A 22080-nucleotide genomic window follows, 5' to 3' on the forward strand; every position below is an offset into this window, starting at 1 on the left:
TGATTTGGAAAAAGTCTTTGTGTTAAGTTTTTCACGCAAAAATCGCAAAGGTTTTCGCGGAGACCGCAAAGGGAGGAGGTTGGGGAGGGTAGTTTTATTTGAAGTTTATAAAATTATTTGGGAAAAGTCCTTGTGTTAAGTTTTTCGTGCAAAGGTCGCCAAGGTTTTCGCGGAGATCGAAAAGGAATGAGGTTGGGGAAGATGTTTTTATTGGGGATTTGGCGGTTGTTTTTTTACATCGATTTTGCTAGAAATCCGATGAATTCTTCTCTCAATTCCCTAAAAATTTTCTCAAAAACGGCAATACTTTCCCGGTGTTTCTGATGGTCAGAAAAATTTTCGGTACCAATATCGGCTCCTTTTTTTTCGACTGCTGTATGGAGGTACGCTTCGTGGCTTTTGATATCATGGTTTAAGATATCGATCTGCTCGTTTTGGATGATCACTTGGTTTTGGAAGTGTTCCACCATAACCATTACTTCCTTTCCTGGTTTTTTTTTGGCGACTTCCAATATCCGACCATCCATAATGGAAAGTTCGTCTCTATAAAACAAAAGTTTGTTCAACCATTCTTTGTGCTCTTTGTGCAATTGCGAAATTGTATTTTGATTTTCCATTTCCTTGAATTTTAGTGCTTTTCAAATTGAGATAAAAATAGTATTGTTAAGACAATTCTGGGATTCTAAAATGTCAAACCCAAAACAATATCTCCCTTGGATTTCTCTTCCCATAACAAAGTGCCAATCCGAAAAAGCATGTGTCCGCTACCTTGAAGGGAAGAATTTCAACAACTTAATTTCGGCATTAAAAAGATAAAATGCATTATCTGTTTGTTGATTTTCTCGAGAATCCTACAATAATCCGTATTGGCTGGTCCCATGGAAAGAAAATAGTGTGCTTTTTGGGGATTTCATAAGGGATTTGGATCGGAAAAATTATCCAAATACAAAAGAATGTTTCATAAGGGGGGGGGGCAAAAAAGGAGTTTTGAAATCCTTCGGGATGGATAGTTGCAGGATTTATAAATCCTGAATGGTGATTCTCCTTTTTTCCTTTAATTTCTTGAAGTGTGAAGGGGTCAATCCAGTAACTTTTTTGAATTGGTTGGACAGATGGGCGACGCTGCTGTAGTGGAGTTTGTGTGCGATTTCAGAAAAGGTATGTTCCTCCAGGACAATCAATTCCTTGATTCTTTCAATTTTAAGGGAAATCAAATATTGTTCGATGGTAGTGGCTTCTACTTCCGAGAAAAAATTGGATAAATAGCTGTAACTGTGGTTTAATTTTTCGCTCAACAGAACAGAAAAGGTAGTGTTGGGCCGCTCTTCTGAGTTGTAGACATATTCTACCATCACGTTTCTTATTTTCTCAATGAGAATCCCCTGTTTTTTTTCCAACAGCTCCAAACCGGCTTTTTTGATCTTACTGTTCAGTTGCTTTTTATCCTCATCACTAAGTTCTTCCTTCGTTTCGATTTCGCCCAAATCAATTTTCACCGTAGAAATGTCTAGCTCCTCCAAAGCATCCTTTACCACGATTTTGCAGCTTTCGCAGGCCATGTTTTTAATATAAATTTTCATAAACCAATTTTTATTGTGTGCTAATGAAAGTTTGATTCGGTTTTCAACTTTGAAACCCATTCTCAAGGCTTGTGCCAAATTTACCTCTGTTTTCAAAGAAAGAATATATGTTCCTGTATTTATTTTCAATAGTGTCCTCACCATTGTCGAACTGGACAAATTATTTTAGTTGGGATGGATAAGCCATCCCTTTTCAAGTGTTCCTGATAGCATTTGTGATTTTTTCCACAATCCCGTTTTTATTTCATTCCCAAAACCCCTTCAAGAGGAGCTCCGGGACAAAAGCCTCACTTTTTCTCAAACTACCAACAAGACTTAATCCGAAATAGGCATTCCGTTTCCCAATGAGGCTGAAACTGCAAGAAAACCAGACTAGTGGGAGGATAAGAGGTCTAACCGGTATGGTGAAGACAAAACAGTGAGCAATTGACTGATTATTAGATGCTTTCATACTCGAGTGGAAATGTTAATACAGAACACGGGTTTAGCCAATCCTTATGCCCCATGGTCTTTTTGTAGAGGAGAAAAACATTCTGTTGGTCGGTAGCGGTTTCAGTCCTGGTCTTCAATTCCATTTTTATTGGCCTAGGAAACCACCATGAGCGTTTTTTTGCCCGGTTTTTTTTTGAGCAAGGCGGCAAGTCCCAAGAGTGGGCCGATGGCCAAAATCATATAAATATACTGACTATTGAACATTCCAGTCAGGGAATTGACCAACTGGATGCTCAGGATGGTGATGGAAAAGCCAATGCAATTGACCACGGTGAGTGCGGTTCCTCTGGTCGATGCAGGTGCATTTTGGGCCACCAAAGTCGAAAACAGGGGCGAATCTGCCACGACCACAATTCCCCACAGGAAAAGGAATGCCACCAACAGCATCGGGAAACTGGAGAACAGAAAAATCGGTGAAGCCAGGCAACACAAGCAAGAGAAGAGCAGGGACAATGTGGCTATTTTTTTTACTCCATACCATTGGGAAATCCATCCGCTTATCATGCAAGCCAGTCCGCCGGAGGCGATGATGGCAAAGGAATACAAGGGGACATTGAGATTCGCTGCTGGGTAAAGTGCATTGTAGCTCGCGAGAATGATCGGGACAAATGCCCAGAAGGTATACAGTTCCCACATGTGACCAAAATACCCAAAAGATGCTGCACGAAAGTCAGGGTTTTTGAAGCCTGAAAGAAATGCGGTCAACTTGATTTTTTGGCCTACTTTTCGGAATGGGCCGTCGGGGACGAATAGGAATATCGATAAACCGCCCAAAACCGAAAGGCTGGTGGTGATGTAAATGACGTATTTCCAAGGGAAACCCTGAAGCAGATCCTTCAACAAATGCGGAAATGCGGTCCCCAAAACCAATGCGCCAACCAAGAATCCCAGGGATTTTCCCAGACCTTTTTCGTAATGGTCCGAGGCGATTTTCATGCCCACTGGATAAATCCCTGCCAAGAAAAACCCGGTCAAAAATCGAAACAAAAGGATTTGGAGAGAAGTAATGTCATTGATGCTGATGCCAAGGTTGAAAAGTCCGGCAAGCAGCGCACTGGCAAAGAAAACCAAAGAAGGGGAGAAGCGGTCCGAAACGGCAAGTATGGCAAAAACCAAAGTGCCTGAGATAAACCCAAATTGGATCATGCTGGTTTGGTGGGCCAAAAAATCCTGACCCAAACCGAGATCCCGTGCAATGTCGGCGACGATGGAATTTCCCGCAAACCATAGGGAAGTACAAAGGAATTGGGAAAGTACGATGATGGGTAAAATCAATCTCATTTGGGTCGGGTTTAGGGAGAAATCAGTAAACCCAATTCAATGTTTATGATTTTCCGTGTATTTTAGAGAAGGGTTCAGCCTTAATCCGGGAAAATACTGGTATCGATGTTGGGGATGATGGCAATTGCATTTTTGTAATACAATTTTTTCAGAATCTCGTCAGATAATCCCAAACCGTACATGGACCAAAAGGCATGGTATTTTTTGTAGTAAGGGAAATATTCATCTTCGGTCTCCAATACGCGGAAGTAGGTGTAAAACTCCTCTTTGTTGTATGCGTCTTTCCCGAAAAGCACCCGGTCCTGGTACTTGTCGAAGAATGCCTTGGCACTTCGGGGTTGTCTCCCAAATTCGGCGATCACAGCACCGATGCCAAAATAAACGTTAGGGTACAGGTCCAGATGTGCGCCGGCCTTCGCCAAGTCGTTGGCCATCCAGCCCATGTGCGCATTGATGAATTTGGTGCCTGAGTTTTTTTGGAATACATGGTGCTGCTCGGCGATGATTTGATCAAAGGGAACAGGGTTAGTATCCGAACGCTTTCGGTTTGGATTGGTCTTCAGTTCCAGCCAGCGTTCGTTGTTGCCGTCCATTTCTTGCCAAAACTGTGCAGGATCCGCAGAGTGGATGATGACGGGAATACCCAGCTCACCGGCTTTTTGCCAGACCGGATCCAAGTCGGGATGGTCCACCGGAATGCGATTGCCATGGATGTCCTTGTCGGTTAGGCCAAGGCTTTTGTAGATTTTGAGGCCATTTGCACCGTTTTTGACATCCAATTCAAGATCTGCCACTGCCTTTTTTACCCATTGATCCGAACCGAAATCGGAAAAGGAGAGATTGGTGAAGACGATAAACCTTCCCGGAGCGACGCCATTGAATCTTCGGATCATGGAATACATGTATTCCTGTCGGTCGATATCTGTGGACCCGCGCTGAAATCCCCTGCCACTCAAATTGACCATTACCCCCATGTTCAATTCGTCCATTTCGTTAACCAACCGGTCCACGATTTCTTGGCTGACGTTCCATTGGTGACTGTGGATATCGATAAAGGGGAATTTCGCCCTTTTTACGGGGTTTTCGGAAACGACCAAAGTGGAGGGGGGATTGTATTCTTCAAACCCCATTTCCTGGGCGGTCAAATTCAATCCTGAAAAGAAAATTACTGAGACCAATAAAAGCTGGAATCGAAGGGTGAAAATTATGGAAGCAAAGTGGGTTTTCATCTTGGACAATTTATTTTTGATCTTGCAATTTTAGCAGAAAAATCCAAATCATGTCCATGTTGCAGTTTATTTGATCCTTCGATCATTGAATGCATGACTTTTTAGGGGGTTGGCGATTTATTGTTTTACCCAATCTCCAGGTAAAAAATCGAAATGGCTTAAGCTTCGAAATTGAGGCTTGAGGTTTTTCTACTTGGCGTGACGCCAAAATCTATCTCCCAAATCTATAAAACTCTTCAAGTGGATGTTTTTTTCCTTTGAGCATGTCGGAAATGACGTCCATCCCGATCACCGAAAAAGTGATTCCATTGCCACCAAAACCCAAGACAAAAAAGGTGCTGGGAAAATCCGGGTGCTGGCCGATATAGGGCAAGCCGTCCTTGGTTTCCCCAAAGGTGCCCGCCCAGACAAAATCTGACCGGAAATCATAATCGGGCAACACTTTTTTCAGGTACTTGGAAAGTTTCCCGGATTTTTCACCCAGCATGGCATCCCTTTTTTCAGGGTTCACAAAATCCTCATCTTCCCCGCCAATGAGGAGGCGGTTATCATCCGTGGTCCGCATGTAAATGTAGGGTTCGGCCGTGTTCCAAAACAAGGTGTCATTCAAATGCGTTTGATCGTCCTCCATGATTTCACCAACGGTGGCATAGGTGGAGAGTAATTTCACAAAATCGTCTTTGATGATTTCCGTGCTTTCAAATCCATTGCAATAGATCATGTGTTTTGCGGTGATGGTATTGCCATATTCGGTCAATACGCTGACGCCATTCCGCTTGTAATCCACTTTTTTGATATTCGTTTTGTCATAGATTTCCAAGCCTTTCTTATGGTTGAATGCCAAGATATCGTGCGCCAATTGGAAGGCATCAATGCTTCCTCCCTGCTCGGAAAGTATTCCTCCAAAGGCATTTTTCAGCTGGTATTTTTTTTCTATTTCTTCGGCTTCCAACCATTTTACGGGAAATCCATTTTCTTTTCTTGCCTCAAATTCCTTCTTCAACCAGGGCACGTCTTTTTTGAAAGCGGCAAAATAGAGGGATTCCTTTTTTTGGAACCCACAAGTGGATTTCACCACTTTGGCTATTTTTTTCAAATCGTCAATGGACTTGAAGCAAGCCCAATAATTCTCGGCAGCACCTTTTTCCCCTATCATCTTGGCAAGTTCAAAGAGGGGCAGGTCTATTTCGTATTGCAGCATGGACGTCGTGGCAGAAGTACTTCCATGCCCGATTTCTCTTCTGTCGATGAGTATGGTCTTGTATCCCTCCTCCATGCATCGGTGTGCGATCAAACTTCCCGTGATCCCACCGCCAACGATCAGAATTTCTGTTTTGACATCTTCTCGGAGTGAGGGATAGGAATGTAGAATTCCATTTTTCACCAGCCAAAATGGCTCACTTGATTTTATCTTCATCTTAAAAATATTTTATAGGCTAGCGGAGTAAAAAGGCTGTGCATTCGCTTTCATTTCATTTCTTAACAAATATCAAAAGAAAACCGGCAAAAAAGAGCATTTCTGAAGAACTTTTGGCGCATGGATTTTGCAAGAATGAAGCCTCAAGGTAGGTTGATTTTTACTGTTGGGTTTACAGAAATGCAAGAAAAAATTGTAGCATTTTAACCAGAAATAGAAATTTTGTTTCTTGATGGGGTTGAAAGTCAATTTGATTGTGGAATTAGTCTTGTAACCAAGTAGGATGAAGTCACTAATGGCGAATAAATGTCTGATTTTCAATTATTTTCAGGTTAAAAAGGAATTGGAAATACATAGCGCGGGTTGAGCCCTAATGTATTGGATTAAAAAATCTAGGTAAAGGAATAAATGTTCGTTACCTTTCGGTTTTTTTTTTAGTAGGCTGATTTTCAGTGGTATAGACCGTGGTTGTGGAGAGATTGGAGGCCAATTGGGGTCGGTATTTCAAAACATTGTTTGAAATACCGAGGCTTCTCGGTGATCTGTAATCATTACGGTTTTGGAATTTGGTGTATTTAAAGTCAGTAATTCTCCATTTCCTCTAGGCTATAAATCCGCTGTTGGCTGGTCTCGGTGAAATCCATCAATGCTGAAAGGGGAAGCTTTTCCGCACTTTCAATATGTGGCCAATGTGGAGGAGAAAATATCCAGTTGCCTTCCAAATCCTTCATGTGGCTTCGGTCAGAAAAAAAAGTTTGGGTATACACGAGGGCATCAATCCATTTGAAAGCGGGGAAATCACTTGCTCGCCAATTTGATTTTTCGCCAAAGGTCAGACGCAGGTAATCATCTAGAGTGCTTGGAAGTGAGAGCGTGGAGTCAAAATCATACACCAAATTGACGCCCCCCTTGGAAGCCAAGAGGATGACATGGTAATCCCACCAAACTGCCTGTTGGTCGATGGAGGATTTTTGATGCAAAAAAGGACAGTTTTTACTCTTATTGGAAACGATCAACACCTTTTTTGAAAAGTCTGTCAAATCGGGATGCTGGCATAAATGCCAGATATTTTCCTCACAATAATTTTCGGTGTACTCGAAGGTTTCAATTTTCATTTGCGGAACAAAATTACCATTATTCACTGCAATTTTGTTTTTCCCTTCAATATTTGCATCAAGTCAAATCAACTAAGGCCAATGTCTTTTTGATTGCGGCCATATTTACCTTCAAGGCTTCATCGTTTTCGAGGTCGTTGAGCGCTTGGTTGAAAGGTTCGGTGCGGATAGGGCCGTCATAACCGATATCGACCAATCCCTGCATAAAATCCTTGAGCTTGATCACTCCCGTAGCCAAGGGCAACTCCCGCTTGCCATCCATCTGGGTCTCGCGGGTAAATCCTGCGCGGGCATCATTGAGATCCACGACCACGATGTCCTTTGGCCTGAGGGTACGGATATCGTCCAAGGTGTCATTGGCACAATACCAGTGGAAACTATCCAAGACAAATCCCACATTGCCCCTCCCGATAGTCGCAATCAGCTCTTTTCCCTCTTTCATAGAGGAAATAAAAGGGTAGCGGTTCATCGTCAACAAAGTCCGCATGCCAAGGTATTCCAAGCCCAACCGAATCCCATGATCCTCCATCACTTTTGCACATTCACCCAAGCGGTCCGCATGTTGTTTCATGTTTTCATTGTAGGTGAGTTCATTGTGGGAGGAAATGATCCAGGTGTTCATCAGCGAGGCACCCTGTTTTTCCATGGTTTGACAAAACTTTTTCAGCCCTCTGAAATCTTCGTCGAATCGCGTGCGATCAAGACGGTATTCCACCGGGATATTGTTTGACCCGAAACTGATTTGGTGGGCTTTCATTTTGGACAAAAGCTCGTTTAGCTTTCCGTCGGAATAGTCTGCCATTACTTCTTGCGTAAACGGACTGATGGCCTCATATCCATATTGGATTGCATAATCGAGTGTTTCCGCCAAATTGGCCTTCACGCCAATGATCCCTGGATTCAGGGAAATCCTAAATTTGCGTTCGGCAAGCTGTCGGGCATGCAAAGCGCCAAAGGGTAGGGTAGTGGCGGCCGCAGCGGCCAAGACAGAGGACATGATGAATTTTCTTCTTTTCATCGGATTGGGTTTAATGAAAAGGTAAGATAAAGGATTCAACCCGACAAATGCAAAAGCTTTTCCAATTGGGTTGAAACTGCATGAAAATCAGACCATTGGGAGAATAATTCGTGTAAACGATATCCTGAAGTCAGAAACAGGATCCGTGTAGGAGGACATACTTGGACCTATTGGAGGGAATCCTTGCCCAAAGTGCTCGGCTTTGTTTCCGATACCTTCCATCAGAAATAATTGGTGTCCGGAGGCTACTGGTTCGAAACTGCAACCTGATTAAATACAGGGAAAGGTTTTTATTTTTCCAAGATCCATTGTTTCTCGTTGTATTTGCCATTTATGAAGAAGCATCTTCACATACAAGCCCAAGTTGAGAGGGATTTGCCTGTGGAGATGCTTTGGTTTTGATTGAAATACCAATCCATGTGTGGTATTTTAAATCCACTCCAGGTTTTCTACTGTCTGTGCCACTTTATTAGTTCCGGTATGTTGTGTGGTTTTGGGTTCGATGAGCATCACTTTCACTTCCTCCCCATTGGTCCAAGGGCGGTGTTGGACACCTTTCGGGACGATGAGGATTTCGCCCGGTTTGGTGGTGACGGTTTTGTCGATAAAGTCCATCATCAGCGTTCCTGACAGTACCACAAACATTTCATCCTCCTCTTCGTGGCTGTGCCAAACCAGTTCTCCATTCAATTTTGCCAGTTTGACAAAGTTATCATTGAGTTCTCCGATAATATAGGGATGCCAATAGTTGGATATTTTGTTGAATTTTTCTTTCAGGTTGATGTTCATGGTGGTTTCGTTTTGTCTCTTGTCCAGGGTTTGTTTCGCTTATTTCTGGATTTCCGAAAGTGTGTCTTCCGCTTTTTTCAATGCACTGTTGTAATTTTTCAGTACCCAAACTGAGAATCCCAGGAAGAGAATGACGCCCAATGGAAATATCAATTTCCAAAAATAGGGGATATTTGAGATGTCCTTTCCATTCATTTCCATGAAAACCGGGGTTGCGATCAACAAAAATAACAAAGCCATGGAAACATTTAATTTTTGGAGCTTTTGAAACCGGATCTTTTGAAGGGAATAATTCCTTATGGCCTCTGCGTAGGTCATCAAAGAAACATTTACTTTCCGAAGTCCACTGAGGGAAGCAAGTGAAATGATGGGCAATCCGAAGAGCAAGAGGATGGAAAGAATGCCAAAAACCTGCATGATCGGCCCCTCAATGGCCTGAAAATTCAGGATCATGAAAATCGCTCCAAGGAAACAGATGATGCTCCCAAGTATTTCGGGGTAAAGAATCTTGTTCAATCTGGACTTGTACTTTTGATGGGTCATGTTTTCGATCATTTTGTGGGTTAATTTTTCTTGCTGTGCTACTTTCTGACTCAAAGCCTCCCAAGTGGCTTTCATTTCCTCTAGTTCCATGTGTGTTTGGTTTTGATGATTTGTGTTTTTAATTTTTCCCGGATACGGGAAAGTTTGGTTCCGACATTGGAGGTGGAAAGTCCTACTACAGAGGCAATTTCTTCATGATTTTTTCCTTCCAAATAGAGCAAAACGATTCCTTTTTCGAGCAAATTCAGTTGCTGGATATGGGCATACAGTTTTTGGATTTTTTCTTCCTCAACGCTGTCCCTGACTTCAGCAAGCTTCAGTATTTCCAGATCCATTGGAATGGTGGCCACATTCCTTTTGCTTTTTTTCAGGTGGAATATTGCGGTATTGAGGGCGACTCGATACATCCAAGTACTGATTTTGGAAGCTTCTTTAAAGCTTGAAAATGATTTCCAAAGTTGATACACGATTTCTTGATACAGGTCATCGCGGTCATCGGCAGTGTTGGTGTATAGGGTAGTGATCTTAAAGATCAAGCCTTCGTTTCCTTTGATGATGTCGATAAATGCGTTTTTGTCGTCCATGAAAATATAAATCAAACAATTAGTGTCTGAATTTGCTGAAAAATCACAATCACCAAGATATTTTTGAATATTTTTTTTAAAGTATGGAATGAAGCCTTTTAAAAATATCGATCGAATTAGATTTTAGTTTATATAGTACCCTGTGGTTTCCTGCTTTTGCCGAAGATTGTGGATGTTTTGACGAGGAATATGGTTAGAACCAAAATTTTCTTAGGCGAACTTGCATTAAAAGTTAAATTCTTATTACCTTTGAAGGTATTATTTTTGCCTTTAGTAATTTATTTTTCAAAAAACTAAACTTAACAAAAGGTAAAGGGTTGTACCAAAAACAAACAAAAACAAACAAACAAATGAAAAACTTAAGAATTTTATCCTTGGCAGCTGCAGTTATCGCTTCCTCATTCGCAGTAAGTTGTAACAATGCTCCAAAAGAAGAAGCTACGGAAGAAATCGTAGTAGTTGAAGAAGTAGCTCCAGTAGAAGCGCCCAACACTGTTGTGGATATCGCTATGGGTTCTACGGATCACACTACTTTGGTGACTGCAGTAGCTGCTGCAGGTCTTGTTGAAACATTGAACGGAACAGGTCCATTCACGGTTTTTGCACCTACCAATGCTGCATTCAATGCATTGCCTGCTGGAACGGTTGAGACTTTATTGAAGCCTGAAAGCAAAGAAAAATTGACTGGAATCTTGACTTACCACGTTGTTGCTGGTAATGTGATGGCGGCAGATTTATCTGACGGACAAGTTGTAACAACTTTGAACGGCCAGGAATTGAAAGTATCCATCAAGGATGGTAAAGTGATGATCAATGGTGCTAATGTAACTGCTGCCGATCTAGCTGGAACCAATGGCGTTGTTCACGTTATTGATGCTGTTTTGATGCCAAAATAATTTGGATAATCTATCCAGAAAACAAAAAAACCTGCCATTGGCAGGTTTTTTTGTTTTCATCCTTTACTGATTTTTTTGGGATGGACTTCCCTAGATTTAACCCATTTTATGCAATTCGGACTCAACTCAATATTGGAATTCACTGACAATCAATTGGGTATTGGCTATTTATGATTACGCCCTATTGGGGTCAGGAATTAATCTCCCAATAGGCTGATTTTCTTTCAGTTTCAATCCCATTTGGAAACCTATTGCATATTTCGGGTGTAACTTTTAATGACCAATCCCAAGCTTTTTATCTTCAAAAGTTTGATTGCAGGTTTGTCTCCTTAATTTGGGCATTCCACAAAAATATTTACAGGTGTTGGTCCACCAGGATTGTATTTCCATCTGGATCTGACAAGACAAAACTGGCAGGTCCTGTTGTGGTTTCATCCGCTTCGGTTTGTAAACTGATTCCTTTTTCTTTTAAGTCCTGCTGGATTTTTCTGATATCATCGAATTGACCAAGCGCATTGGCATTTTCATCCCAACCAGGGTTGAAAGTCAGGATATTGTTTTCAAACATTCCTTGAAACAGGCCGATGAGCGCATTTCCGTTTTTCATGATGAGGTAGTTGTGGTCCATGCTCCCGCCAAATGCCTCGAAGCCGAGTTTTTCATAAAATTCTTTGGAGGTCTTGAGGTCCTTTACATTGAGACTTACTGAAAATGCACCTAGTTTCATGTTTTTGGTTTTTTTGGTGTGGTTTAAATTATTGTCGAGAATTTTTTATTTATACACTTTGTGCTTTTTAGCGAATGATGGTAAAACCTGTGTTGCGCCTTACCAATTCCATTCTAGGCTAAAAATTGCTTAATAATCAGTCAGTTGTTGATGTTTTCTGACTTTGCCTTATCCATAAACCGCGTTGTTTTCCAAATCAACTGATTCTCTTGCACTTTCCACCCCACGAGAAAATGAAATGCATATTTAACCCGTTTTGTGCATTACGGACTCAACGCAATATTGTTATTGATTGACAGTCAATTGGATGTTGACTATTCTTGATTTCACCTTATTGGTGTCAGGAATCATTCTCCCAATAAGCTGATTTTCTTTCAGTTTCAATCCCATTTGGAAACCTATTGCATATTTCGGGTTTAACGTTAAAGGTTGTGCCCTATGGCTGAATATAATTTATAAAGTCGAACCATCCAAAGTCAAAAAAATTTCATCCTTTGTAATGTAAAAAGAGATTTAAAGCTGCGTGATGCTTTACCAGTTCCATTCTGACCTGAAATTGCTTAACAATCAGTCCTTATTGACTTTTTTTGTCTTCATTAAATCGTTGTCATGCCTTATTCTACCAATAGTTTGATTTTTTTGCCCCTTTAGCCTGATTTGGAACCTAATGCTTGTTTTGGGATAAACCTTCAATCCTTTGGGTTTAAAAAATAGGATTGCTCCGGGAATTCAAAAACAGGTTCCCGAAAGGCCACTGAATCGGATCGGCTTGCATTTCAGTAAGTCAATCTTCCCGCTCAAATTTCCATGATCCTACTTTGCGTCTTTCTTCCTGAAGATATTCTGAAAGGGTTGGATGTTTTGTCCCACAAAATCCTTGGGGAAATTTTCCTGGTCGGGCAGTCCGATGGGAAGATGCTCATCATCGGAGGGCCAATAATTTGTCCGGAAGATAAAATCCCAAATACTCAGCGTGATCCCATAATTGAAGCCATTTGGATGACTTTCGGGCATGTCTTTGGCATGGTGCCAGAGGTGCATTTGTGGGCCATTGAACAGGTACTTAAAAGGTCCCAAAGGAATTTTAAGATTGGCATGGCCCAGCTGACCAGTCACCAATGTGAAGATGTGGACGATAAAGAAGTCTGTGATCCCAAAGCCAATCATCGCCAAAGGAATGTATTCCAAGGAGCGATAAAGGATGTTTTCCATAAAGTGAAAGCGCAGTAATCCCCCAAAACCCATCTCTTGGGTGCTGTGATGGACCTTGTGAAATTCCCACATCCAACCGACGTGGTGGTACATGCGGTGAATATTCCATTGCATAAAATCGCGCAAGACAAATATCAGAAGCAATTGAACCCAGCCTGGCAAATTCCCAACCTGAACCGCTACCAGATTGACAACGCCAAAAAGGCCCAGAAAATCATTGAAGAGCTCCACGGCGACCATCGAAATGGCATTGTAGGCCACCAAGGCAAAGAGAAAGTAATTCCAGAAAAGGTAAAAGATGTCAATCCAGAAGTTCTCCCGGATCAGGGATTGGTCCTTGCGCCAAGGGAAAGCAATCTCCAGCAAGTAGATTGCCAAGGATGCAGCCACCAATGTGTAGAAATAGTTGTGCCAACCGGGGTTGAGGATTTCATTGATCAAGTAATTCGCATAACCGTAATAGCCATCCGAAATCGCTTTGATATATTTTTCCATTTTGCAAAGGTGAGGATTTATGGGAGGTCAAATGGTGACAATGATCACTGAAATCAAGCCAAGAAGCCTATGTGAAGAACTCTATTTTTCTTGATTTGTTAAACCCGTTTTATGCATCATTAATTTAATTCAAGTCTAAAATTTTCTGATAAACTTAAGTTTTTTGCTGTTTTTGATTTCACCATCTTGGTGAGAGTCCTTGTATTCCAAATAATCTGATTTTCCTTATCGTTTCAAACCTCTTTAGGAAGCCTATTGCATATTCCATCTAACTTAATCAAGTTAGATTCTCTACGTTACTTTTTCGAGTTCTTAGAATTCGGGTGAAAGATAAACTTGATCCTTGGGATGCATTGCCTTCGGGAAAAGATTGTTTCAACAAAGGTATGCACCTGGTTTCATTAGTTTGGCTCAAATCCATGTTTTTAAATCGGTCTCCCGCAGGAGGATCATTCCCTTGCTGACCAAGTTCGGCAATCCCAGCAGGCCTTATAGTCTGAACTGAATTCGACAAGGGAATTTTCCGGAAAACCAGGTTACATCCCAAAATTTCATCCTTGATTTTGAGGTGGATGTTTTTGGACAACCAATTTACGTTTATTGATCTAAAAAATGAATTTTGGACTGAAGTTGTAGCGTGGCCCTGTTTTTTTATTGGCACCGGTGGGATTTTTGTATTGAGGTTGAAGATCGAAATATGTCAATAGTCATAGATTTTATCTATGGAAAAAAAATTTTATTCCTTAATAAATTTAGTAAATTGAGACTTCAAGTTGAAAATAAAAATCAAACCCAATATGGATAACAACAAAAATGACGGTTCTACATTATCAGAAGTAAACAAGGATAGTGGTGAAAGCAAATGTCCTTTTTCAGGGACAGCCATGAGGAAAAGTGCGACTACTGCGCTTTCCAACCGTGACTGGTGGCCAAATCAGTTGAATCTCAACATCCTTCGCCAGCATTCTTCCCTTTCCAACCCAATGGGAGATGACTTCAATTATGCCGAAGCGTTCAAAAGCCTCGATTTGGCCGAAGTTAAAAAGGATATCTTCGAATTGATGACTACTTCTCAGGATTGGTGGCCAGCCGATTACGGCCACTATGGTCCATTTTTCATTCGGATGGCTTGGCATAGCGCGGGTACCTATCGAATCTCCGACGGCCGTGGCGGTGGAGGTTCCGGCAGTCAGCGTTTTGCACCGCTCAATAGCTGGCCGGACAATGTGAACCTTGACAAGGCACGTTTGCTGCTTTGGCCGATCAAACAAAAATATGGCAGGAAAATCTCATGGGCGGATTTGATGATTCTCACCGGAAACTGTGCACTTGAGTCCATGGGATTGGAAACTTCTGGTTTCGGTGGTGGAAGAGAAGATATTTGGGAACCTGAACAGGACATTTACTGGGGTTCGGAAGGGAAATGGCTGGAAGACAAACGGTATACAGAAGATCGGGATTTGGAAAACCCCCTTGCTGCTGTTCAGATGGGGTTGATCTATGTGAATCCGGAAGGTCCCAATGCAAAACCAGATCCGCTGGCATCTGCTCGCGACATTCGCGAGACTTTTGGCCGGATGGCCATGAATGACTACGAAACTGTTGCCCTCATCGCAGGTGGACATACCTTCGGCAAAACCCATGGTGCAGCCGACCCAAGCGTATATGTTGGTCCGGAACCAGCGGGTGCAGCCATCGAGGAGCAAGGCCAAGGCTGGAAAAACACCTTCGGTACCGGCAATGGAAGCGATACGATTAGTAGCGGACTTGAAGGGGCATGGACCACTAATCCAGTGAAGTGGGACAACAACTACTTCGAGAACCTGTTTGGATATGAGTGGGAATTGACCAAAAGTCCAGCAGGTGCTCATCAGTGGACGCCGAAGAACGGAGCAGGTGCCGGTACAGTTCCTGATGCACATGACCCATCCAGGAGCCACGCACCGATGATGTTTACGACTGACCTTGCCTTGAGAGTTGATCCTATATATGAGCCAATTTCAAGACACTTTTTCGAGAACCCAGAAGAATTGGCTACAGCCTTTTCCCGTGCATGGTTCAAGTTGACCCATCGTGACATGGGGCCAATATCTCGTTATCTTGGTCCAGAAGTACCTTCTGAAGAGCTCATCTGGCAAGATCCAGTACCAGCTGTTACGCATGAATTGGTCAACGAACAGGATATCGAGTTCTTGAAGTCCAAAATATCCGATTCAAGAATCCCGATTTCCCAATTGGTTTCCACGGCTTGGGCTTCTGCCTCGACATTCCGTGGTTCGGATAAGCGTGGAGGTGCCAATGGTGCCAGAATTGCGCTCGCACCCCAGAAGGATTGGGAAGTAAATCATCCTGGTCTTTTGGCGAATGTGTTGGAAACACTTGAAGGAATCCAAAAAGAATTTAATGATGCGCAGATAGGAGGGAAGCAGGTGTCACTTGCTGATTTGATCGTTTTGGGAGGATGTGTAGGCGTAGCGCTTGCAGCCAAGAAAGCCGGTCAGGAGATTACTGTACCCTTTACTCCGGGACGTACGGATGCTTCACAAGCACAAACAGACGTGGAATCCTTCGCGGTGCTAGAGCCTGAAGCAGATGGTTTCCGCAACTATTCCAAGACCAAATATTCGGTATCCGCAGAGGAAATGTTGGTGGACAAAGCGCAACTGATGACCTTGACGGCTCCTGAGATGACGGTACTTGTGGGTGGCATGCGTGTATTGAATACCAATTTTGGACATTCCAAACATGGTGTTTTCACCAATCGGACAGAAACGCTCACCAATGATTTCTTTGTCAACTTACTCGATATGGGAACGACTTGGAAGGCTTCTTCGCAATCCGAAGATATCTTTGAGGGTCGAAACCGGATGACTGGAGAACTAAAATGGACCGGAACAAGAGTTGATCTGATCTTTGGCTCCAATTCAGAACTTCGTGCTTTGGCGGAAGTCTATGGATGTGGGGATGGTCAGGAAAAGTTTGTCCATGATTTTGTCGCAGCTTGGAACAAGGTGATGAACCTGGATCGCTTTGATTTGGTCAAATCCTAATCCTTAAATATATCAATTTGGAAAGGTGGTCTGGTAACGGGCCACCTTTTTTTATAGTCTATTCACTATCTATTCTACTTCCTCGTCTTCGATGGCAACGCTTGAACCCGTTTTATGCATTACGAACTCAATTCAATATTATATTTAACTGATGTTCAATTAGTTGTTGATTGTTTTGACGTCACCCTAATGGTATCAGGAATTGGTCTCCCAATCGTCTCATTTTCTTGTAGTTTCGATCTCATTTGGAAACCTAATGCATATTTCGGGTGGAACCTGTGATATGCATTGCCAATTTCATTCCCGCCTGAAATTGCGTATTCATCTGAAGGTTTTTTGTCGCTGTCCTTTACAGGGCCAAATTCATTTTGACGATGGATGGGTTAAGCATCAATTCTCTCCGAAATCTTCAAATCGATCACTTTCCTTTGCTGTTTTTTGTTGGGGACAATAATAGGGTAGGACCATACACTTATGCCGGGAATGTGTTGTATCCCCGATTTTCTATCTTTAAAAATATAGTCCAAGTCATGCCTATTCACTTGGTAAATAGATTCTAAAGGTAGTTCCTTCATTAACTTTACTTTCCACCTCAATTTTTCCTCCCATGCTTTCGATCTGGTTTTTGGTAATAAATAAACCGATACCACGGGAATCGTGGTGCTTATGGAAGGTTTTGTACATCCCAAATAGCTTGTCACCATGTTTATTCAAATCAATACCCAAACCATTGTCTTCGAAATTCAAGATCACATATTTATTTTCTATTTGGGTATAAATTTTAAGGTGACTTCTGCGTTCTTTTGAGCAATATTTGATGGCATTTGTGATTAAATTGAGTACAATACTGTTTAGATAAGCAGCTATGCCTATTACAGTTATTGATTTTTCCACCAAATTTTCAACTGTGGTTTCGGAATCTTTTATTTGGGCAGAAAGGCTTTCCAAATTCTTGTCTATTACGTTCCTTAAGCCAATAAATGATTTTTTTTCACTGTTGTTTAGATTTACCTTGACGACCTCTGTTAAATCTTCCACGGTTTGCTTCAAATTATCCCCACCTCTTACCAATAATTGCATCATTTCATTTTGAAATAGCTCCGGGGACTCATCGTTTAATAAGTCCAAAAGCCCTGAAATACCTGAACTGTGTGACCTCAAGTTGTGTGATACGATAAAAGCAAAGTTTTGCAGTCGATTATTTTGTTCTAGTTTTTCTGCCAACAAGGATTTTATTTTTGATTCGGCTGTTTTCAATTCGGTAATGTCGGCAGCGACTCCCAGGTAGCCAATGATTTTTTCATCTTGCCGGATGGCGGTCACCGAATGCAAAACCGGGAAAATACTACCGTCTTTTCTTTTATAACTCCACTCTTTGGTCGTTGAGATTCCTTGGCGGGCCTTATGTACCAAGGACTGAAAACCGGTTGCTTTTTCACCATCATCAGCCCATAATTCTTGCCCTTCTATTTCCTCTTTTGGGTGTAGAATTTGAAGTGTATGTTTACCCACCAATTCATCAGACTTGTAACCCAACATTCTTTCTGAGCCCGAATTAAAAAGTGTTATTGTTCCATTGATATCCGTAGCAATTATCGATACTTGTGTGCTTGCTTTTAATATCGCATGCAATCGGTTGATGGCTTCATGAAGATTTCTTTCTGTCTCTTTTTCCTTGCTGATGTCTTGGATAAATGACCAAATCAGTTTTTTGCCATACAAGTCCTCTATCAGCATGCCTCTTAACAGCACCGGATAGCGTGTGCCGTTTTTTCTGATATATTCTTTCTCAAAGGGCTCGTATTGGCCGGAATTTTCCATTTGAAGAAGTGCTGTCTGCTCCTTCGCTTCATACTCTTTAGGTGTCACATCCCAATAGCTCAAGCTCAGAAACTCTTCTTTTGTATATCCTGAAGGTTCCAATAGTTTCTGATTTACATTCAGGTATTTTCCTGTCTCGTAATCATTGAGGGATATGCCTATTGGGGAAAGTTCATAGAGCGCATCCAATATGTTCTTTTGGTATTTGGTTTCAAGCTCTTTTTCTTTTCTTAAGGTAATGTCCTGATGCGTTCCGTACATTTTTAGAGGTTTTCCGTCCTCCATCCATTCAAATACTTTTCCCCTGTCAAATACCCATATCCATCTCCCGTCTTTGTGCCGCATACGGGCTTCCATCTCGTAGAATTCAGCTTTTTTATCAAAGCAGAGGTTCAGTTTTCGACTGGATTCTATCAGATCATCAGGATGGGCGAATTTCATCCATGTATCGATGGAGATGGGTTCCAATTCTTCCAAGGAATAGCCTATTATTTCTGCCCATCGTTTGTTAAAAACGGTCTCCCCTGTTTGTACATTCCACTCCCAAGTGCCGACATTGGTGCCTTCGATGACTGACTTATTCCGCCACCTTGTGTCCACTATTTCTTGGATAGGCCAGCCTTCTGGGATAACATAGATCACGTTCCCCAAGTCATCAAAAAGTGGCTTTAAACTGAATAAAAATGTGATAGGCGTTTGATTTACCGACCAGATTGCCACTTCATACATTACCACTTGTCCGGCAAGGGCTTTTTGGAAATTGGTTTTTAGTTCTGCTTTGGTCTGCTCGGATATCTGCCACCAATAGCAGTCCCAAAAATATTTACCGAGCACATCATTGGTTTTTAATCCAGCCATATTTAGAGCCGTTTCATTGACTTCCAGCAGGATGCCATCTGGATTTAAAAAACCAATGAACGAAACACTGGAGTTAAAAATGCCTTGAAACTTCAACTCATTCTTTTTGAATTCCGAAATATCCTGAAAGCTACCGATCAGTTTTTCTCCCGATTTTCGACCAGTACTTCTTACCCATTTGAGATTGCCTTTGGCAGTAATTAGGCGGCACGTTACATCGAATCTTTGGTTATTTTCGATAGCATTGGTAATGGCATCGAATATCAATGCCTTATCATTGGGATGGTAAAATTCAATCGCATTGACCTTGTTGTGGTCAAAGTCCATCGGCACATCATGAATGGCATAGACTTCCTCAGTCCAATAAGTTTTCTCGGTGGTGATATCGAGCTCCCATGCTCCGATTTTATTTGTTTTCTGGGTTTCTTCCAGTAATATCAGATTCTGTTCTGATTTCTTGTTTACTGATTCATATTCGATTCTCTTCTTTCTGAATTCCAAAAGATTGAGCGCTTGTCGAGAGAGGTTTTGGAGAAGTTTAAGTTGTTCTTCGGTTAATGTTTTAGGTTCGTGATCGACCAAACAAAAAGACCCCAAGGCAATACCATTTTTATTGACCATGGGCACACTTGCATAGAAAATCACCTGAGAATCTCTTGCGACTCCAGGATTGTCTTGGAAGCGTTCGTCCTTTCTGGCATCTTCCACCACGAAAACTTCATTGGGGTTTTTGAGGGCCTGCACGGAAAAAGAAAAGGCATTTGAGGTTTCCTGGATTGACCACCCGTGATGTGATAGAATCCAAGGCTTGTCTGCAGTCACCATGCTTATCAAAGAAATCTTGGTGCCGCAGATTTGTACTGCCATAGCTGTCAAAAAATCAAAATCTTGTTGGTCAGCAGCATCCAAATTATGGTAGGTGTCCACATTCGTTATCCTTTTGGATTCGTTAAACGCAGCATCTGGTTTTTTCATCGGGCTCATTAAACTTGATAATGGAGGTGGACATTTTGCGGATAACCACAGTTGGTGATACTGAAGTTCTGCAGAAGGGGGATCGTCTCGGCCTATTTTGGTTTGGCAATTTATCTAAATTTGTGTTTTTATTATGTATTACTTAGAGAATACTTGGGGAAACCAGAAAAATACTTGAAGGAAAGTAGGCATGACGGGTATTGCCAAACGTATATGGGGGAACTAAGGAGTCTTTTGCAGATGTGGGCCGGTATTCCAAATATCGGTGATGTTGTGGATTTTGTGCGCGTGAAACTTGCCGATATCCTTGGACTTTATTGCTCAGGCCCGTCTACATGATTGGCTTTTGTATGTTCTTTTTGACTTGAAATAAAATTAAAAACCTCACGGATAGTTTTTTTTCTGATTTTTCGCTGCAAGTCCATGTCCACCAGGTTTAAGGTGTATTGGAATTTGAGCTCCAAATAATCCTTTTTCATTTCTATGACTTTCAAATTATAAGATTTTGGCTCAATATATTCGTTGAAACTTCTCAGGGACAGGATGATCTCTTTTTCAAGTTGTTCAATGCTATTTAAGTACACAAGTGATATTTGAAAGTCAACATTCATCAACCTGACATCTCTTTTGGTATAATTGATGATTTCCTGTAAATGCACCTTGGAATTTGGAATGCTCACACTGTCATCGTCATCATTGAGGATTTTGACCTTCAACATGCTGATCTCTACAATTTTCCCTTTTTGGTTGTCTATTTTGACATAATCATTTATTTCAAAGGTATTCGAGAAACTCAAATAAATTCCGCTCAAAAAGTCAATGATAAACTCCTTGGTTAGGATTGCAATAGCCGCCGCGACGATGGTCAAGGAAGTGATGATTTCATAGGGATTCACCCCAAATACACTTAAAAATGTCACCAATATCCCTATCCCTATGGTGAAATTGGCAATGTTTTCTATTCCAAAATGAACATTGTTTTTTTTGTCCTTTTCAATATGGTTTTTTTTTGAATACAGATATTTTGCCGTATTGGAGAAAAGATTGACAGTGATATAAAAAATCATAAATGCCAAAATGGATTGCAATTGATAGTATTCGTAAATAACCTTTGAACTAGTATCGTTAAAAAATTTCAGATAAATGATAATTAACAATAAGGTTCCGTTTATTAAAAATATCCAATTTTTTTTCATGGCTCGTATTTTCTCATTTCCCTCTTATTTTTCTAACCTTTACAAGAACAAGCCTTTCAAAATCGGCTTATTTCACACGCGTTTTTTTGGTCAGTCGGGACCTTCTCCCGCAAAGATAGACGATGCGCTTTGTTCTCCATAATTTTTATTTTGGGCTCTTTCAAAAGGTTTTTCTCAGTTCGATTGCGTCTCACTTATGGGTTTTCCATCAGCAGCAGAGAGATTTTCTGAATCTTTTCGTATTTAGGTCACCCTATTTCCAAAAGCATTGTTGTGTACGCCCTTTTTTTCCATTTTAGTTAGTCCTTTTTTGGTTTTGCCTTGTGAATTCAGTCCAGTCCTTTCGGCTGCAATGGATGGAGCAATCTTGCGATTCATGAGTTGCAAAATCGACAAGAAATAGGTCATCTCCATTTTATTTTCCTGAAAGCCCTCAGCGGAATTGTGCCACTTAAACCCGTTTTGTGCATTCTCAACCCATTCCAGCTTGAAATTGCTTAAGAATCGGTCTTTGGTACCTGTGTTTGACTTCATCTTATCGCTGCTGCGTCTTATTCTCTTAAGAGTCTGGTTTTCATGCAGTTTTGACCCATTTAGAAAACGGAATGCATTTTTTGGGTTCACCCTTTCAATTCCTGGGGTATTAATTCAAATCTAAGGTTTTCCTAATCAGATCGCTGAGCCTCCAATTCGATCAGTTTTTCTTAGGGATTACAGGCCAACAAGAATATTTGTATTCCAAACGAGGGAGATGAAAATGCAATTTTTGAAATAAATAGGCCGGAGTATTTTGAATGCCCCG

Annotated in this window: 17 protein-coding genes and 1 pseudogene; 3 read left to right on the forward strand and 15 right to left on the reverse strand. The window is 41.4% G+C overall.

Annotated features, from left to right (window positions below):
- Window positions 1-233: 233 nt before the first annotated feature.
- The 7 genes from F824_RS0119580 to F824_RS0119620 all read right to left on the reverse strand — a co-directional run bounded on the left by F824_RS0119580 (window position 234) and on the right by F824_RS0119620 (window position 8132).
- The gene (locus F824_RS0119580) at window positions 234-617 is read right to left on the reverse strand and encodes a hypothetical protein (RefSeq protein ID WP_019599636.1); all 384 of its coding nucleotides are present in this window, start codon (window positions 615-617) and stop codon (window positions 234-236) included.
- A 402-nt stretch (window positions 618-1019) separates the two neighbouring features.
- A complete protein-coding gene (locus F824_RS0119590; protein ID WP_026333818.1) occupies window positions 1020-1580 on the reverse strand; it encodes an AraC family transcriptional regulator in 561 nt (186 codons plus the stop codon).
- Window positions 1581-2165: 585 nt separating this feature from the next.
- Window positions 2166-3353: an MFS transporter gene (locus F824_RS0119595; protein WP_019599639.1), complete on the reverse strand. Its 1188-nt coding sequence runs from the start codon at window positions 3351-3353 to the stop codon at window positions 2166-2168.
- Between the two features lie 80 nt (window positions 3354-3433).
- Complete coding sequence (locus F824_RS0119600) at window positions 3434-4582, reverse strand: amidohydrolase family protein (protein ID WP_019599640.1); 1149 nt, start codon at window positions 4580-4582, stop codon at window positions 3434-3436.
- Between the two features lie 211 nt (window positions 4583-4793).
- A complete protein-coding gene (locus tag F824_RS0119605) occupies window positions 4794-5999 on the reverse strand; it encodes an NAD(P)/FAD-dependent oxidoreductase (RefSeq protein WP_019599641.1) in 1206 nt (401 codons plus the stop codon).
- Window positions 6000-6580: 581 nt separating this feature from the next.
- Entirely contained in the window at window positions 6581-7114 is a 534-nt protein-coding gene (locus F824_RS0119615; protein WP_019599643.1) for a protein N-terminal glutamine amidohydrolase, read from the reverse strand.
- A 58-nt stretch (window positions 7115-7172) separates the two neighbouring features.
- Window positions 7173-8132 carry a sugar phosphate isomerase/epimerase family protein gene (locus tag F824_RS0119620; protein ID WP_019599644.1) on the reverse strand — a complete coding sequence of 320 codons (960 nt, stop codon included), beginning with the start codon at window positions 8130-8132 and terminating at the stop codon, window positions 7173-7175.
- A 138-nt stretch (window positions 8133-8270) separates the two neighbouring features.
- On the opposite strand from F824_RS0119620, the pseudogene F824_RS28195 reads away from it, so the two are divergent.
- Window positions 8271-8363, forward strand: a pseudogene (locus F824_RS28195) (esterase family protein); the annotation flags it as partial.
- A gap of 198 nt (window positions 8364-8561) precedes the next feature.
- On the opposite strand, the gene F824_RS0119625 reads toward F824_RS28195, so the two are convergent.
- From F824_RS0119625 to F824_RS0119635, 3 genes are read right to left on the reverse strand one after another with little or no spacing between them, the layout of a single operon-like run.
- Window positions 8562-8921, reverse strand: a complete 360-nt coding sequence (locus F824_RS0119625; RefSeq protein ID WP_019599645.1) for a cupin domain-containing protein — start codon at window positions 8919-8921, stop codon at window positions 8562-8564.
- 39 nt (window positions 8922-8960) lie between these two features.
- Window positions 8961-9554, reverse strand: a complete 594-nt coding sequence (locus F824_RS0119630; RefSeq protein WP_019599646.1) for a hypothetical protein — start codon at window positions 9552-9554, stop codon at window positions 8961-8963.
- Window positions 9545-10048 carry an RNA polymerase sigma factor gene (locus tag F824_RS0119635; RefSeq protein WP_019599647.1) on the reverse strand — a complete coding sequence of 168 codons (504 nt, stop codon included), beginning with the start codon at window positions 10046-10048 and terminating at the stop codon, window positions 9545-9547. The genes F824_RS0119630 and F824_RS0119635 overlap by 10 nt, the downstream gene beginning before the upstream one ends.
- A 350-nt stretch (window positions 10049-10398) precedes the next feature.
- On the opposite strand from F824_RS0119635, the gene F824_RS0119640 reads away from it, so the two are divergent.
- A complete protein-coding gene (locus F824_RS0119640; protein ID WP_026333820.1) occupies window positions 10399-10944 on the forward strand; it encodes a fasciclin domain-containing protein in 546 nt (181 codons plus the stop codon).
- Window positions 10945-11299: 355 nt separating this feature from the next.
- Here F824_RS0119640 and F824_RS0119645 read toward each other — a convergent pair whose 3' ends face one another.
- The gene (locus F824_RS0119645; RefSeq protein ID WP_019599649.1) at window positions 11300-11671 is read right to left on the reverse strand and encodes a VOC family protein; all 372 of its coding nucleotides are present in this window, start codon (window positions 11669-11671) and stop codon (window positions 11300-11302) included.
- A gap of 813 nt (window positions 11672-12484) precedes the next feature.
- A complete protein-coding gene (locus F824_RS0119655; protein ID WP_019599651.1) occupies window positions 12485-13378 on the reverse strand; it encodes a sterol desaturase family protein in 894 nt (297 codons plus the stop codon).
- 797 nt (window positions 13379-14175) lie between these two features.
- Between F824_RS0119655 and katG the strand changes: the two genes are divergently transcribed.
- Window positions 14176-16428, forward strand: coding sequence for a catalase/peroxidase HPI (katG, locus tag F824_RS0119670; RefSeq protein WP_031327273.1), 2253 nt, complete (start codon window positions 14176-14178; stop codon window positions 16426-16428).
- A 534-nt stretch (window positions 16429-16962) separates the two neighbouring features.
- Here katG and F824_RS0119675 read toward each other — a convergent pair.
- The 3 genes from F824_RS0119675 to F824_RS0119690 form a co-directional block, all read right to left on the reverse strand.
- Entirely contained in the window at window positions 16963-20082 is a 3120-nt protein-coding gene (locus F824_RS0119675; RefSeq protein WP_019599655.1) for a PAS domain S-box protein, read from the reverse strand.
- Between the two features lie 314 nt (window positions 20083-20396).
- Entirely contained in the window at window positions 20397-21149 is a 753-nt protein-coding gene (locus tag F824_RS0119680; protein ID WP_161629755.1) for a mechanosensitive ion channel family protein, read from the reverse strand.
- A gap of 372 nt (window positions 21150-21521) precedes the next feature.
- On the reverse strand, window positions 21522-21812 hold the full coding sequence (locus tag F824_RS0119690; RefSeq protein ID WP_019599658.1) for a hypothetical protein: 291 nt from the start codon (window positions 21810-21812) through the stop codon (window positions 21522-21524).
- Window positions 21813-22080: the final 268 nt, after the last annotated feature.

The organism is Rhodonellum psychrophilum GCM71 = DSM 17998, assembly GCF_000381545.1.
Classification (GTDB): domain Bacteria; phylum Bacteroidota; class Bacteroidia; order Cytophagales; family Cyclobacteriaceae; genus Rhodonellum; species Rhodonellum psychrophilum.